A 14,976-nucleotide genomic window follows, 5' to 3' on the forward strand; every position below is an offset into this window, starting at 1 on the left:
GGACCAGTAATGGGTTAAGTGATAACAGGTGTCTGGAAATATAGGGGCAAATCCACTGTGGTATTTTGTGCACCTGTATAGGTTGATAGGTGTCCTAAGTCCATCTGGAATGGTTTACCTAGTGAATATGAGGCTAGGAAGCTATCAACTTCTCGACGATCTTTTACGTTATAGGTGAGAGTAAATTCTACTTCATAGTATTGTATACCTGTTGCACGTTGTAACTTTTTACCGCTCCAGGCTTGATGCTCATAGATTGGTTGCACGTTCTTTAGATTCACGTTTGATACTTTAATTGCATTTGTAAAGTTAATCATTATTAAATTCCTTATAAGATTTCTTATTATATTTATACGAATAAAGGGGTATAATTCCCCCTTATATTATGAGTTACGACGTTGTGAATCACGAACGGCCTGTACAATACTGTCTTTATGTTTCTTTAGTTTCTCCTGGAATTGTTGATCATTATCTGCACCGTAAACATACATAGGGGCATTAACTACAACTTCACCAGCACCGGAAGTATTATCACCGCCTGATTCCTGTCTATCTAGAAAACGGGTTAGCTTAGTATTGGCTTCTGGTTGAACTACACGTTCACCCTCTTTGAGAATAAAGGATTTATTATTCAGGTTAGCGGGTATTTCATCTACACCACCGTGGAACTGACCAGCACTAGCACCCTTTGCGGTACTGATGATAGACATACCCATTCCTGCAATTTTTGCATATTGTGGGATAGCCATGTACCACGGCTGAATTGCTAAAGCACCTGCTAGTGCTTCTTGAATCTTCATGATGGTCATGCTTATGGTGATTCCCTTCTGTACTGCAAATGCTGCTTGAGCCGCTGCGGATGACTCACCGAAGGCCGCCGCCATACCGTTACCAATTTGTGACATTGCATCAGAAGATATAGCGAGAGTTTTCATAGCCTCCTGGTTCTGGATCTGTATTGCTTTCTCTGCGTAGTGTGCCGTAATAGCTGCCTTACGTTTTTCAAATGTTTCCTTATCCTGAATTAGTAAATCATTCTGGCGTAGAATTGCTTCTCGTTCTTCATTCATCTGGTCTAACTTATATTGTGTATTATCCACACCATAAGTTTCATCAATCTGATTACCTAAGAATGCTTGCCCTTCTGTACTAACTTGTTTACTAGCTAATAACATATTTTGCTGATTAGTAGTCTCATTTGGATTGGAATAACCAACCATTTGATTAATCATCTGTAGTCTATTTGCTGCACCTGCTGCCACTTGATCATTTAATAGCTGGCGTAGTTTCTCGTCTGATAGTCCTAAAGTTTTTGCAGTCTTCCTAATAGTCGCAACAATTTCTTTTTGTTGGCGTTCAAATTCTGCCAATTGACGCTCATTAGTACCGATAGTCTGGTCTACTAAAATTTTATCTAATGATTGTTGTGCGAGAATACGTTCTCTAGCTTCTTTCTCACGTAGTGCCTTTGCTTTGGCTGCTGCCGTAGCTGCCTCACGTGCTGCCTTATCGCGTGCTGCCTTTGCTTGATCCTCTTCAGATTTGCGAGTCTTATCAAAGAGTTTTTTCTTTTCTATGAGCTGTTTATATGCAATGTCGCCAGCCTTCTTATTTGCTGCCAGGAAGTCATCAACTGATTTGTTATATGCTACGTTATCATTGGCCTTTCCTGCTGCTGATACGTCGCTATTCTGCCCTAATGATGCTAATTGACTGGATGACATACCGGAAGGAGTGACACCTTTTTGATTGAGTTTATCAACTGCCTTCATAAAGTCAGATGTACCCCAGCCTTTATTAAACCAGTCCCATAAAGCATTCATCTCGCGTACTACTGGATACATAAAATCCATAAGTAAAGCCTGACCTGAATCATTTGCGTTCTGTAGATTCTGGTCAAACTTATGGTATTCTTCTGCCATATCTTCAGTGACTGATACAGTTTGATTAGCTACATCGTTTAATATTGCCTGACTACTTCCCAATTCATAATATACAGTACGTAGACGACTTGCATCACTCGCCATCGCTTCAAGTGCTGCGATCTGTTGAGCGATTGGTATATTTGCCTTTTTCATTGTATCCATTAGATGTAATGTTGCCTGGATACCGCCATTTGGCTGATTAACAAACTTTGCATACTCTTCGATATTCAGTCCCATATCTTTCATAACTGCGGCAAATTCACCGCCGCCAGAATTCATTGCATCACCGATCTTTTCCATTACATCCTGGTTAATATCTGCGAGTTTTTCCATTCCTAAGCCAGTAGTACGGAACGTTTTATCTAATTGCTGTAATTGAGTTACAGACATCCCCGACTGAGATGATAATTGATTCAACTCCTTTACTACGCCATTTAATTTAAGTGCAAGACCTGCTACGGCAGCACCAGCACCAACGGATAAGGCAGCAACACCCGCAATACCCGTTGATAGTTGACCAAATACACTAGCAGTATTTGAAGCAAAGCCACCAATATTACCGCCAGCCTTCTTACCAAAGGCATCTATTTTATTTTCTGCCTGCTGTAGTGATTTAGATAGCCCTGAGCTATCGCCATCTATTTCTACTCTAATTTTATCGTTATTTTTTGCCATTACCTTTACCTTTATTTGTTGCCATTGATTTTATAACTTCCCCTAATGATTTAAGATCCGTATTCTGTTTCTTTTCTTTATCTGCTAGGCGTTTTTCTTTACGCTCTTTTGTAGTTAGAGAATCATCGAGCATATCCATAAAATCAAAATCTTTATAGGAAAGGTCTTTTTTGTAGTCTTTAGATAATCCTTGACTATACATTGCCATCATATAGCAACTATGGGAATGGTATAACATTTGCATCTTTTCGGCTTTAGTATTCATCCTAGTCTTATATATTTCAATTGCTTGAAACAAATCAGGATCAATTTCATCTAATTCCTTTATACTCATTCCCCTAGTACAGATTAATTCTAGATATGTGCGTAGGTCGTGATTCTCAATTATTTTTTTTCAATATGGTCTACTGGATCTTCTGTCGCATATAGTTTCATGATTGCATCAATAATCTGATTGATAATTTGTGAATCAAGAGCATTTAGATTAATACGTCCTTCGATATCTTCGGTACTGAAGATTGGATCACCATTTTCATCACAGGTACATACAGTGATAGTAGTAATTGGATTATGAAGTTTATCTAGATCGCGAGTACGTGCACGATGGATAAAAAATTCCACTCCTTCGATAGTGAAAGCATGTTTTTTTGGAGATAGTTTTTGTAGTGCGTCTTGTAGATTCATTATTATATTCCTTATTAAAGTTAAAAAAATAGAGTGCTAACCATAAGCTAACACTCTTATTTATTTTATAGAGAAGGTAGAGTACCTGCTTCAACGGCTGCACCGTCTACAGCTAGGTTGAAAGATTTAGTTACTACTTCATCTTTATCACCGTCAATAGTGGTAGAACTAACAAAGCAAGTATAAACAACATAGAAACCGGTAGTGTGAGTTGCGTCTGTATAATAGCTTAGACGAATCTGACAACGTTTCTGCTCGTCTGCGAGAGTCTCTAATTGTTGGTGTACTGTATTATCCGCAAGATAGTTAACACTTAGTTCAATGTCTGGGATCGATTTTGTGCCGAGCAACTTCATTTTTATTCACGTAGTGGCGTTAATACTACATCGTCATCGGTCTTTATGACTGCTGCATATTTCTATACAGATTAGACTATATCACAATCCGATATTTCGGATTCTCCCCATTTCGAGATTACTTAATCCCTACGCCTTTAGGCTAGTCGTTGAACGTTCCATATAATATGGCTTCGCTGCTGATTGTCTTTAACTTAATAATAAGAGTTTCCAGCAATTAGAGGAGTTATTCAAATAGTATTACTACTATAGGCCGCTATTTTATCCACGGTTATAAGCTGAGTTAAAAGTTTTTACATCAATAACAACTGATTCAAAACCAGAAGTAGTAAAGCTAGCAACTTCGGGAACTTCTTTAAAGTCGGTCGCTAGTACGTTACCAGCACTTGTACCTACTTCTACTTTTAGGTTTGCACCTGACATAATATCCATAGCCATAATTTTTATTTCCTTATAAAGATTTAATTTGATAGTAAGGGAGTTTATGGAATTACTCCCTTACTGGTTTATTTATTTATTCTGTGCATTTAGTAATTGTGTTACGACTGCACGTAGTTCATCAATTTCTTTCTGTTGGTCTTCAACTTTATCCATTAGTGCTAGGATTGCTTCATGGTGTAATGCTGCCGCTACACCAGAAGTATCTACCGCTTTAACGTCTTTTACTTTAGTACCGTCCTGTAGTTCCATATCATGACTTTTTACTACTGCCGATGGGAATATTTTTTCAACTTCCTGAGCAATAAAGCCATGACCAGTAGATCCATTAGTCTTGAGAGTCCAGGATACACCTTGAATCTTACGCATTTTTTCTAATGGTTTACTAATACGTACTACATTCTCTTTTACACGTAGATCGGAAGTGTTTAACCACTGTTGACAACGTGCTACACCATCAGTACCGAAGAGATAGGAAGCATAAGCACCAGTACCAGATTGTACGTTTAATTGTGCACGGTCTAAGTTAGTTGAGCCACCACGGACACCACCTAGTACCCATACACCATTATACCAGTTACCATAGACACTATTAACGTAAGTTTCTGGATTAGTTGATCCTACTTCGTTTTTCATCCCTACTTCATTACGTTCGCTTTGTCTAACCATGATAGTATTACCTGGTGCCGCTTGTAGACCACCAGATAGATAAGTTACGGGAGCACCTAAAGTTAATACATTATTTTCAGAAGTAATTGTAGCATTTGGTGGAAGTCCTAATTCACCAGAATCTGTAAAGCGATATGACATATTACCAGGAGTAATAATACGTGCACCTTTATCTTTTAATCCACCACCAACAATTTCAAATGTATTGAATGTTGCTTTTAAACGGGATGTAGTACCAACTTTATATTCTGAAATAATATCACCACCAGATACTACGGTACTGACAGGAGGTAAAGTAGTATCACCATTAATAACAGACCATGAAGTATTTGCTGCCTGAAAACTACCAGTTGCACGAATTACCCATACACCGACGAAATGGTTTGGTACTACTTCTGTAGTGTTACGTCCATATACTGCGTGAGCACGTGATGCATCAAATAATGCAGATCCTAGTGATTGTGCGGCTGTGTTTCTTTCCTGTAATGAATAACCATTCTGTGGACTATTTGAAGAAAATGCACCACCAACTGATGATAACGCAGTATTACCAGTACCGTTAGCTTGTGATCCGTGAAAACCTAATGATGCCGTAATATTTGGTAGACCTGATTGTGCAACTGTACCGGTACTGAATACACCGCCACCATCACCACGGGCAAATAGACCAGCTACGGAAGCAGATTGTACGCCGTTACGGTCTGGTACACGGAATGTAGTTGAGCCATCACCCGTAGAATACTTACCACGTTGACGATAGTCACTCACCCAGGTAGCATCAGGAATTGGTGATACCATTTGTGCATAAGCCCAGAGATCTGGATAATCAGCACGTTTTAGTAATTGTCCATCAGATAAAACATCGTATGGTTGAGTAAAAGTACGGCTATCTTGTAGTCTAAAAGATCCTACGCCATAGTTCATTACACCATTCATTGTTGGGCCAGTAGTACCAGTAGATACAAGGTTTTCTACCCAACGTTTTGTAGCTGCGTCATAGTCATTTACTGGATCACTCGCAAGGGGAGTAGCACCAACTGGTCGAACGTTTAACCATGCTGCGGCGTTGTTTTCAATACCTGCTAGGTTATCTTTCTTGAGGAATACTTCGCTATTTGCTGGTACATCAAGATTAGTACGTGCACCTGCTGCTGTATTACTACCAGTACCGCCATTTGCAATTGGAATAATACCAGTGATCTTACTTGCTACATTGTCTTCTTTCCATGCTGTCCATGATGTCCCATTGTATACACGTTTCCATGTTCTAGCCGAATCATATGCAGTATAAATCTGAATACAACTATTATTGTTATTTGCTGCGGTTTGATAAACACGTAGACTACCTGCAATAGTAGCTGGATAGTTACGGGCAGTAGTTGCATTAGAATTCATAGTTTGCATATAAATCCCAGATTTAGTACCGTTTAATGTGTTTAAGTCTTCGGTAGTTAATGGTGTGTTATTCTCATAGAATGTACCTAAATTAGTACGTGCTGCTGCTGGGGTTGTTGCACCAGTACCGCCACTATTAACAGGTAATGCATTTGATAGAGCTACTTTATTAAAAGTGATAGTTTTATCAGTAAAGCTATAATTAAAGATATTATCACCAGCCGTAGTATTTTCATGTGCACGGAATGTACTACCATCTAATACTAAAATTGCCTTATTAATTGGTGTATCAGTTTGTGAAAATGATATTGTTGGTGTAGCACTTTCAATCAATAGCGGGTTAGCTGCCGTTGATCTAAATGATGCAAGATTAAATGCATTAGTACCAGACCATGTATTATTACTATTCATCAAAGGTATATTTGCACCACTTGTACCAGTATTTCTAATTGCTGCTGTACCTAGACCTAAGTTAGTACGTGCTGTTGCTACGTTAGTTAAATCTGATAGGTTACTAGACTTAATCAAGTATTTGCCATCTTGTTCGGTACTGGTAACAATACCTAAGTTAGCTTGAGCCTGTGCAAGAGTAGTTGCACCAGTACCGCCATTTGCAATCGGAATAACGTCTAGGGTTGCAGTTTCACTAATACCTAAGTTTTTACGTGCTAATGGGGCTGTTTTCGCACCAGTACCGCCATTACTTACAGATAATGCCTGACCTAGTGTTAGGGTATCTGCTGCCGCTGCACCTAAAATAGCGGATTGTACTTCAATATCACTACCTTTAATCTTATTAGTTACAGTTAGACTTAAACCACTAATACCATTTGTAGAAATAAGACTATTAACCTTTGTATCACCTGAGAAGGTTTTATTACCTGCTACGGTTTGGTCACCAGTTAATGCTACGTACTTAGAATCACCTAGACCACTAGTTAGGATACGTTGCCATGCTGTATTCTGGTTCTTTGCATAGATTGCCAATGAGCCAGATTTAGTCATTGCAAGACTAGAAAATGTACCCATATCAATTAGGCCAATACCCATCATATCAGATCCGGCAGGGTTGCCGACTTGTGATGAAGGAATCTTAATAAAGCTGTTACCATCTGGTAGGTCTGGTTGGTACTGAGCTACGTCTACACCATTAGAGCCGACACCATAGGAGCCAACAACTAGTGGGGTACTGAGTACAGCGGTTCCATCACGCATAATAACGTCAGTAGGTACGAATGAATAAGTTTTGGTTACTACTGTGTCTTTGTCACCTGATAGGCTAGCTGATTGAATCTTACCATTGACCATCGAATAACTGATTACATCATTTTCGACGTTATAAATCATTGTTAATTGGAATTCATCCTGACTTTCGGTCGCTTCATCTAAGAACATATGACCGGGATCATCTGGTAGATAGTTTACTACTACTTCAATATTACCGATGTCTTGCTCTGCTAGTAGTTTCTCTGAATAACCACTACTATAAGTTTCAATAGTCTGTACTTCACTTTTAATACCAAATGATGGCATCTCTGCCAGTTCATTAATCTGTTCGTTGCCGGAGTTATCGGGAATCTGGTTCCCAATATCATCATTATAATAGAGTTTAAAACCACTACCAGTAAAAATATTATCACTCATTATCTATATTCCTTATGGTTTTTGAGTTGCTACAATATTTATTGCAAACGATAACGATTGATAGCCAGTAGTTGGATCTGTTACCTGTTCGCTATCTTGAAACTCATAAGAAAGTAGAGTGACGTTATTATCTTTAAACTCTTTAATAGTATTAGTACGGAAGTATTCGAAAATAGTACCGAAGGTATCAGCCGGAAGTTGTACTGATGGTTCCGGTACTAGGAGAAATTGAAAATCAAATGTCCCTGTCTGGCGTTGTGTACCAAAGTTAGTTGGTGAATATGTCTGATTTACTGATACTAAGATGAATAGGTCTTTACCTGCCTGAATATTCATTGCCTTACGTATTGGCATGATATTATTAAGGCTAGTTCTAATTGTCTTCTGTACGTCGCTTAATAGTGCCATATTACCACCCGTAATTATTAATTGTAGATGGTCTTATGTAAACTTCACAAATACCACTCAAATCATTATAGATATTGTATACAGTGTAGTTTGTACCCTGTACGCCTACTTCGGAATCAATAGCGATACTGTAAGTAGATAGGTCATCAGTTTTTACTGATAGAAATGTTTCTGTACTTTCTACTAGTCCTTCAGTACCGCTATCAACGACAACGAGGCGATGATCTACGATTGCCGTAAAACTCGCCCCGTTAATTGTGATAGGTTCACCAAAGGCATTTAAGAAAGTAGAATCAATTTGATTGCTAGTAAAATGCCTCATAGTAAAAAGTACCTTATGCTTTTAGTTGTAGTTGTACGAATGCTTCCTCGTGAGCGATTGCCACATCTAGGTATTGGAAACTACGGATTGCGATAGTTTGAGCTGCACGGTAAGTAGTATCATCAAAATCTAGTTCCTGACCTTCGTTCCAGTTAGCGAAAATTAGTTCAGAAAAATCGCCAATTAGAATGGTGTCGCTACCTACAAACGTAGACTCCAACACGCGGATCTCGTCATTGAGCCACATGTCATAGCGATGACCGGACACAAGGGCGACGGCGGCAGTGTTATTAAGTACAGCGGTTTGACGTAGTTTTGCTAGCATAGAAGGATGGACAATTGCCACACAACGATTGATATCAACGTTTTTAGAGGAGATAGCTTCAATTGCTTTTTGTACGTCTGCTTCGGATACTTGACCAGATACGCCAGTTTGCTGTACTGGAACGGTAGTAGCGATTTGTGCAAATACTGCTGATTCTAGACCGTTAGCACATTGGCGTAGTAGTTCATCGGTAACATAACGTTCGGTAGCTGCGTTGCTTAGTAGCATTGCTTTAGTGATTTTAATACCCGCAGCATACATGCGAGGCTTAAGTGTAATTTTATCGAAAGTTTCGAAACCGTCGGTAACTGCTTCATCTTCGTTGTAGAATTTAGCTGCTGGAGTCATACCTTTTGCACGTGGGATAGAGAAGTTACCACGGCCTGCAAGCCCACCAAATACGGTTACTGGTAGTTGACCTAGTACAGTAGCTGCGAGTAGTTGACGAATATAGCTGTCTGCTAGTTCTTCTTTTACTAGACCTGCGGCGGTTACAGTAGAAGTAGTATCGTCAGTAGAACGTACCATAGCGTTTAGGTCTGCGTTATAACCACGTGCACCTTTTTCGAAGGATTCTAGATCATGTGCTTCACCTTTTAGACTGCGTAGACCTTCGTTAATTAGAGATTTCTTTTCCATTTTTTTGATATCCTTATCAATTGATTTATTATCTGTATTTAGTGAGCGTTTAAAGTCTTCAACGCTTACACCGTTTTTAATTGCTTCTTCTGTACTAACACCTAGTACCGAAGAAATAGATCGAAGTTCGCGAATACGATTTGCTTCTACTTCTTTATTTATGCTTTCCTGAATATCAGTTACGGCAATAGAACGTTCCTCTACTAATTCAGGTTGTACTTCCTGTACTTCCTCAATTACTTCTGGTTCTTCTACTACTTCTACTGATTCTTCTTGAACTACTTCTTCTTCTTCGATTACTTCGGCTTGTACTTCTTCTTCCTGTACTTCCTTAATAACTTCAACTTCCTGTACTAGTTCTTCTTTTTGTTCTTGTTCCATTTCGGGTAGATCCTCTAGTGTGATTTCTTCATTACTATTTAGTGATCTTCCGATGCCGACGGTGTTGTCCGCTGGCTGCGAAACACTGGATACTTCGTATGGTTGCCATTTAGAAACAATTAGATTATTACCATCTAGGTAGTAATCTAAGATGTTATAACCTACGGACACTTTAGGGCGAATACCTTCTAAGATCATACCGAAGATAGTATTTGCTGTTCCAAGTGCACTAAAACGTACAGTAGCACGACATACTTTATCCATATCTACGCGGGCATTCTCAACTATACCGACCTGACGCATTGCATCATGTTCTACTAGTACAGGTGCACCGTCATTAAGACGGCTTAAGTCTACGTTTTCAGGACTGCATAAAAGGATCTCATTATAGAGAGTCCCTTTAATATCGCGTACTACTGGAATTTCGCTTGCAAATGAGAGTTCTACAGTTCTATCAGCTTCATCAATGGCATTATTGATTTGTGTTAGATTGATCGCCCTCGTCTGGTTCTTGTTCAATTCCATTTTCTTTATTTTCCTTGTTGATTTCTTCCATGACGATAACAGGATCATAGCCCATCTCTGAAATTACCATAGCCTTACTCTTCAAACCGTTATCAATTGCTAATACTTCGGTTTGTAGGTCTTTATATGGATCAAGGGAGATTTGACGAGTCTGTACATATTGTGCATGAGTCAATTTATTAAAATCACTAAAATTTAAATTGCTTAATGTACTACTATTTAGCATTGCAGATTTTAACCATGCAATATAAAGCGGTTTTAGTACAGAAACAATTAAAGCATTAGTGCGGCTTTTAAATGTTGATTGCTGTAATTTATCAGTTAACTTTGCAGCACTGAATGAAGCATTACTAGTATCTGAGGTTAGGGATTGTTTTGTAATATCTAAGCCCATTGCAATCATCATCATTTGGTTATCAATAAACTCTTGAATCCCGTCAGTAGTCTGAGATGGGTTTACTGTTTTAATATCCTGACCTGCCTGTAGTTCTACGATTGCAGCCGGATTTAAATAGTCCTGGTCATAGTATGAAACACTGTCATCAGTCAGTAGCTGTACATCGTCATTATCTGGATTAGTGATAAAGGCCATTGCGGACGCTGCAACCTTACGGGAAGTAATTGCTGCCGCCATAAATTCCTCTAACTCTTTTAACTTTTCAGTACCGGAATGTACATCAGGTATCCCGCGTTGCTGTGTTGGGTAGTCCTGTTGAAACAGGTGTAGAATCTCGTCTGCTGGTACGCGTTCACGTTCTTCAATCATATAGTTGTACATGATAGGATTATATCGTGTGATCCAGTACGCTACAGGGCGGTTAGTATTAATATCAAATTCTATACCATTACTAATATAGTTACCTGATGGTAGTAGCTGGTTCTCATAGGTAGAGATACGCATTGAATCGATGATCTCAATCTGTGGTAATTCACCTGGACGACTATGAATACGGATGAAACAATCTCCATCTACGGAACGAGTACGTTCTACTAGTCGCTGAAAGGTACTGATATCCAGAGTACCGCAACGTGAAAAGGCTTTAGGATCTTCTGACCATGCATAGAATGCATCTTCTAATTGTTTATCGATTGACTGGTTAACCTGTTCACTATCAGAAGAGTGAGTACAAGGGCGAATATAAAGACCATCTGCACCCGTTACACCTGCTGAGTTAGTAGAAACATATTTTTTAACAATACCATTCTTAATTGAGAGTTCACGACTCACGGCGACCATTACCGGTAGAGTACGGTTAATGATAGCGTTAATATTACCTGCCTGATTACCACCCGTGAAACCGAAGGAGATAACAGGACTGGAAGATCCTAGATTCAGGGAAGACATTGCACGCTTCATAGGGTTATTCTTCATTAGCTTGATAGGCTTCTGTACTAATACCTTCTGCTTAGGTTCTTCTACTTTCTTTTTATTCCATCCGAACATTAGCGGGATCTCCTAAATGTAGTAATTGATTTAATAGGGCATCCAGTATTAAAGCCTTTCATATCCGATAGTAAATCATTTGCACGGCTGACATAAACAGGGCGTAGTTTCATTAGAATCTCACTACTTTCATATGTTAATGATTTATTTTGGATTGATTGACTTAGTACACCACCGCCTTTAATTCTGTCCATGATGATCTGATCAATATCTTTAATGATTTGCATCAGGTCGTTATATTCGGACGCCTTTGAAGTTGGATCTATTACTTCGAATTGTTGTACGCCATACGCTACGGTACTGTTAATAATTGCAGTCCAGACCCCTGCATCCCAGTTACTAGTATCAATAGCTGGGAAAGGGTATGTGTATGAAGTTTTTACCCCGTTAGGATCGATTAGGTCTACTTCTGATCCTGCGGGGTAATCGAATGTAATAGTCTCGCCTTTAAAGATATCGCCTCTTAGGGTTACTTTGCGAACTATTGCCATTTTATTTTCCTTATTTAAAGAAACCACCACCCTTACGCGGCCTTATTACTCGCTTAGGAGTTGGCTTAGTTGGTGCTTCTTCTGTATTTACTTCTTTATTTAGTCCTGCTTTCTCTTTTTGTTTGGCGTTAAATTCCCTTAGTTGTCGGAATGGTTGACTACCCAATTTAGAAAGATACCACTGGAAACATATAAGCGAGTAATTAAGACAATCCAAAGTTTCATTCCTCGAACTACTAATTTTCTTCACCCATACCCACGCACCAGCCTTTATTACTCGCTTCTCGCTTGTTACCTGTATAAAGTAATCATCCGGTACTGAATGGCTAAAGTGTATCTGTACTTCCTTACTATTTTCATTATCTGATACAGCACGGTTTAACAACTGTCTAACGTTAGTCTTACCTAAGTTAACATTTAGGTTAATCAGGGAGTGACCACCAGCCGTACTACCTTTGAATAGTGGGTTAGTATTGGATGTACCACCCTTAATAGGTTTAAAGATATTAGAGTTAGAACAAAAACGATATACGGTACTGGTTGCGTTACCGTTCGAACTATCGACAAATCCGGCCAGTACCTTCAATGGTTTACCCGAACGTGTTTTAAATGGATGATTACCAAAGGCCGTTAACTTATTCCATGCTGGGGCTTCGATTTTAGTACAGTCAATTGAATAGATACTACGATGATCAAGTACGTATAGGTTCTTTTCACTTACTCCTAATGTAGTTATTTCAAGACGGTCTAACTGTTGGTCTACTCCCATCACAATTCCTAGTACATCGTCTGGTATATTATCAATATCAATTTCACTATCTCTTAGATTCTCTAATAATACTAAGTCATGTTCGCTATTCTCTTTATCAATATATGGAAGTCCTAGTACGTTATTATAAAATGATGCAAGGTCAAATGTATAATGTGCTTCTGCAAAGTCTGCAACAATTGATTTGATAGAGTTAATTGGAGAATATAAGCGAGATACATGATAGCCCATGATATCTAATATTTCTGGGGCTGTTGCAATCCATACCCCTTTACGAATCATTCGTACACGTTCGGCTTCAGTGATTACATTACTACACTTAGGACATTCTAGCCTTGCAGTGTCTGCATCAGGAATACGGCGGCGTCCACCTTCGATAATCTTCCAGTCAAACTTAACGTTATCAAAAACTAATTCGTGAGAGTGGTTACAGTGTGGACACGGTACATAAAACTTTTGTTTATTACTTTGTTCGTACTGTTGCGTAATTAAGTCATGTTCATCAAGGGGAGTAGAACAACACATAATAAGGGGATTACTAAAAGCCTTTGTACGCTGTTCTGCTAACTTTAATGGATTGCCTTCATCGCCATTCGGATCAATATTGGATATTTCGTCAAGGAAGACACGAGGCGAACTCAAGCCACGAAGTTGGGCACTACTACCTAATGTTAGGAAGTAGGTAAAAGTACCATCTAAGTTTTGTTGTGTCTTATCGTTGTTCGTAAAGTTCTTATCATTCTTATTACTAACTAGATTTTTTAGTACCGGACATGCTTCGATGACTGCCTGCCATTTACCAGTACGGAACTTACTTGTAGTACCACCAGTAGCACCTGCGAAGATCATGTTACTTGGATCATTAGCTAGGAAGTAGTACATACTATTCTGAAGTACAGTTGTTTTGAGAAGTTGTGCACTACTCATGAGCACCACTTTACGGATGCGAGGATTTACTATGTCATTCAAGGGCTTTTTCTGAAACTCAAATAATTTGACACGTTGCCCCTGTAGCTCGCCATCAGGAAAGACTAGGTTATTCTCTACCCATTCCGCTGGTAGTTGTTTCTTCGGCGGTAGGATTGATTTCGCCGCTCTCGTTAGTACCTTCATCATCTTCTGGTAGTTGTTCTTCATATGTTCCCTCATATTCATAGCTACCAATCTCTTCTAACTGGCGGTCTATCTTATCCTGTAATTTAATTTTTAATTCTAATGCGTCTTGTGATTCGAATAGTTCAACATAACTTGATGCGGGAATACTTCTAATTACTTGTCGTAGTTGGTAGAAGTATTGGGCTAATGTTTGCTGTACTACTGCCACGGGAATTAGTTCGCCTGATTGCTGGCGTAGTTCTAATTCTTTTAGGTCTGCTTCTGCTTCTAGTTTGCGTAGTGTGGCTTTATGAATCATTCCTTTTACATCACCATTACGCATGGGTTCGATTACGTTCGCCAGTAACCACTGATCAACTAATTTTTTAGGCCAGTTGATATCTAATCCTTTCCCCGACCAGATACGCGAAGCGGTACTAATTTCTACGCCGAATCTTTCCGCGATCTCGGTGTAAGTATAGCGGGTTCCATCGTCTTTATTTTTTGCCATGTGATTTCCTATTCACTTTTTATTCATTTTCCATTGATTGGTATTTTCTATATGTTTCGGTACTTATTACTTTAGCTATCGATCTTGCGTGTTCTTATGAAAAAATTTCATAGATATTTTTTATAATTCGCGGCGAAAACTCCACGATCACCCAGATTTTCGGGAGTACCTATTACTAATGAAAATAAATGATTTACTCCATTACAGTATTCACAGTAATAAACCATATTAATACTCTATAAGATGTATTTACCCCAGTACGCAATGACTTATCCATATG

At 38.9% G+C, this 14,976-nt stretch carries 14 protein-coding genes; all 14 read right to left on the reverse strand.

Annotated elements, in window-relative coordinates; translation table 11 throughout:
• Positions 1-14: 14 nt before the first annotated feature.
• Positions 15-317, reverse strand: coding sequence for a hypothetical protein (locus tag HEN21_RS21630; protein WP_286192511.1), 303 nt, complete (start codon positions 315-317; stop codon positions 15-17).
• 66 nt (positions 318-383) lie between these two features.
• Positions 384-2,600: a hypothetical protein gene (locus tag HEN21_RS21635; protein WP_176251911.1), complete on the reverse strand. Its 2,217-nt coding sequence runs from the start codon at positions 2,598-2,600 to the stop codon at positions 384-386.
• A complete protein-coding gene (locus tag HEN21_RS21640) occupies positions 2,587-2,934 on the reverse strand; it encodes a hypothetical protein (RefSeq protein ID WP_151329335.1) in 348 nt (115 codons plus the stop codon). Before HEN21_RS21640 ends, HEN21_RS21635 begins: the two co-directional genes overlap by 14 nt.
• A 50-nt stretch (positions 2,935-2,984) precedes the next feature.
• Positions 2,985-3,284, reverse strand: a complete 300-nt coding sequence (locus HEN21_RS21645; RefSeq protein ID WP_001053118.1) for a hypothetical protein — start codon at positions 3,282-3,284, stop codon at positions 2,985-2,987.
• Positions 3,285-3,349: 65 nt separating this feature from the next.
• A complete protein-coding gene (locus HEN21_RS21650) occupies positions 3,350-3,640 on the reverse strand; it encodes a hypothetical protein (protein WP_000770672.1) in 291 nt (96 codons plus the stop codon).
• 261 nt (positions 3,641-3,901) lie between these two features.
• Entirely contained in the window at positions 3,902-4,078 is a 177-nt protein-coding gene (locus HEN21_RS21655; RefSeq protein WP_001352477.1) for a hypothetical protein, read from the reverse strand.
• Between the two features lie 72 nt (positions 4,079-4,150).
• The gene (locus tag HEN21_RS23205; RefSeq protein ID WP_176251910.1) at positions 4,151-7,786 is read right to left on the reverse strand and encodes a tail fiber domain-containing protein; all 3,636 of its coding nucleotides are present in this window, start codon (positions 7,784-7,786) and stop codon (positions 4,151-4,153) included.
• A gap of 12 nt (positions 7,787-7,798) precedes the next feature.
• Positions 7,799-8,194, reverse strand: a complete 396-nt coding sequence (locus HEN21_RS21665; protein ID WP_001196758.1) for a hypothetical protein — start codon at positions 8,192-8,194, stop codon at positions 7,799-7,801.
• Position 8,195: 1 nt separating this feature from the next.
• Positions 8,196-8,516 (reverse strand): hypothetical protein, encoded by a 321-nt coding sequence (locus HEN21_RS21670; RefSeq protein ID WP_001215689.1) that lies wholly within the window; start codon positions 8,514-8,516, stop codon positions 8,196-8,198.
• A gap of 13 nt (positions 8,517-8,529) precedes the next feature.
• Positions 8,530-10,386, reverse strand: a complete 1,857-nt coding sequence (locus tag HEN21_RS21675; protein WP_176251909.1) for a phage major capsid protein — start codon at positions 10,384-10,386, stop codon at positions 8,530-8,532.
• Entirely contained in the window at positions 10,334-11,830 is a 1,497-nt protein-coding gene (locus HEN21_RS21680) for a phage portal protein (protein ID WP_000468155.1), read from the reverse strand. Before HEN21_RS21680 ends, HEN21_RS21675 begins: the two co-directional genes overlap by 53 nt.
• Positions 11,830-12,321, reverse strand: coding sequence for a hypothetical protein (locus HEN21_RS21685; RefSeq protein ID WP_001018975.1), 492 nt, complete (start codon positions 12,319-12,321; stop codon positions 11,830-11,832). The genes HEN21_RS21680 and HEN21_RS21685 overlap by 1 nt, the downstream gene beginning before the upstream one ends.
• A gap of 10 nt (positions 12,322-12,331) precedes the next feature.
• Positions 12,332-14,245 carry a terminase gpA endonuclease subunit gene (locus HEN21_RS21690; protein WP_077628656.1) on the reverse strand — a complete coding sequence of 638 codons (1,914 nt, stop codon included), beginning with the start codon at positions 14,243-14,245 and terminating at the stop codon, positions 12,332-12,334.
• Positions 14,127-14,696, reverse strand: coding sequence for a hypothetical protein (locus tag HEN21_RS21695; RefSeq protein WP_001107207.1), 570 nt, complete (start codon positions 14,694-14,696; stop codon positions 14,127-14,129). Before HEN21_RS21695 ends, HEN21_RS21690 begins: the two co-directional genes overlap by 119 nt.
• Between the last annotated feature and the right edge of the window lie 280 nt (positions 14,697-14,976).

The sequence above is a fragment of the Escherichia sp. 93.1518 genome (genome assembly GCF_013368915.2).
GTDB lineage: Bacteria > Pseudomonadota > Gammaproteobacteria > Enterobacterales > Enterobacteriaceae > Escherichia > Escherichia ruysiae.

Bases quoted from the DNA above. Each gene is read 5' to 3' on its own strand.
- HEN21_RS21630 (WP_286192511.1), bottom strand. From the start codon at position 317: ATGATTAACTTTACAAATGCAATTAAAGTATCAAACGTGAATCTAAAG.
- HEN21_RS21635 (WP_176251911.1), bottom strand. From the start codon at position 2,600: ATGGCAAAAAATAACGATAAAATTAGAGTAGAAATAGATGGCGATAGC.
- HEN21_RS21640 (WP_151329335.1), bottom strand. From the start codon at position 2,934: ATGAGTATAAAGGAATTAGATGAAATTGATCCTGATTTGTTTCAAGCA.
- HEN21_RS21645 (WP_001053118.1), bottom strand. From the start codon at position 3,284: ATGAATCTACAAGACGCACTACAAAAACTATCTCCAAAAAAACATGCT.
- HEN21_RS21650 (WP_000770672.1), bottom strand. From the start codon at position 3,640: ATGAAGTTGCTCGGCACAAAATCGATCCCAGACATTGAACTAAGTGTT.
- HEN21_RS21655 (WP_001352477.1), bottom strand. From the start codon at position 4,078: ATGGCTATGGATATTATGTCAGGTGCAAACCTAAAAGTAGAAGTAGGT.
- HEN21_RS23205 (WP_176251910.1), bottom strand. From the start codon at position 7,786: ATGAGTGATAATATTTTTACTGGTAGTGGTTTTAAACTCTATTATAAT.
- HEN21_RS21665 (WP_001196758.1), bottom strand. From the start codon at position 8,194: ATGGCACTATTAAGCGACGTACAGAAGACAATTAGAACTAGCCTTAAT.
- HEN21_RS21670 (WP_001215689.1), bottom strand. From the start codon at position 8,516: ATGAGGCATTTTACTAGCAATCAAATTGATTCTACTTTCTTAAATGCC.
- HEN21_RS21675 (WP_176251909.1), bottom strand. From the start codon at position 10,386: ATGGAATTGAACAAGAACCAGACGAGGGCGATCAATCTAACACAAATC.
- HEN21_RS21680 (WP_000468155.1), bottom strand. From the start codon at position 11,830: ATGTTCGGATGGAATAAAAAGAAAGTAGAAGAACCTAAGCAGAAGGTA.
- HEN21_RS21685 (WP_001018975.1), bottom strand. From the start codon at position 12,321: ATGGCAATAGTTCGCAAAGTAACCCTAAGAGGCGATATCTTTAAAGGC.
- HEN21_RS21690 (WP_077628656.1), bottom strand. From the start codon at position 14,245: ATGAATATGAGGGAACATATGAAGAACAACTACCAGAAGATGATGAAG.
- HEN21_RS21695 (WP_001107207.1), bottom strand. From the start codon at position 14,696: ATGGCAAAAAATAAAGACGATGGAACCCGCTATACTTACACCGAGATC.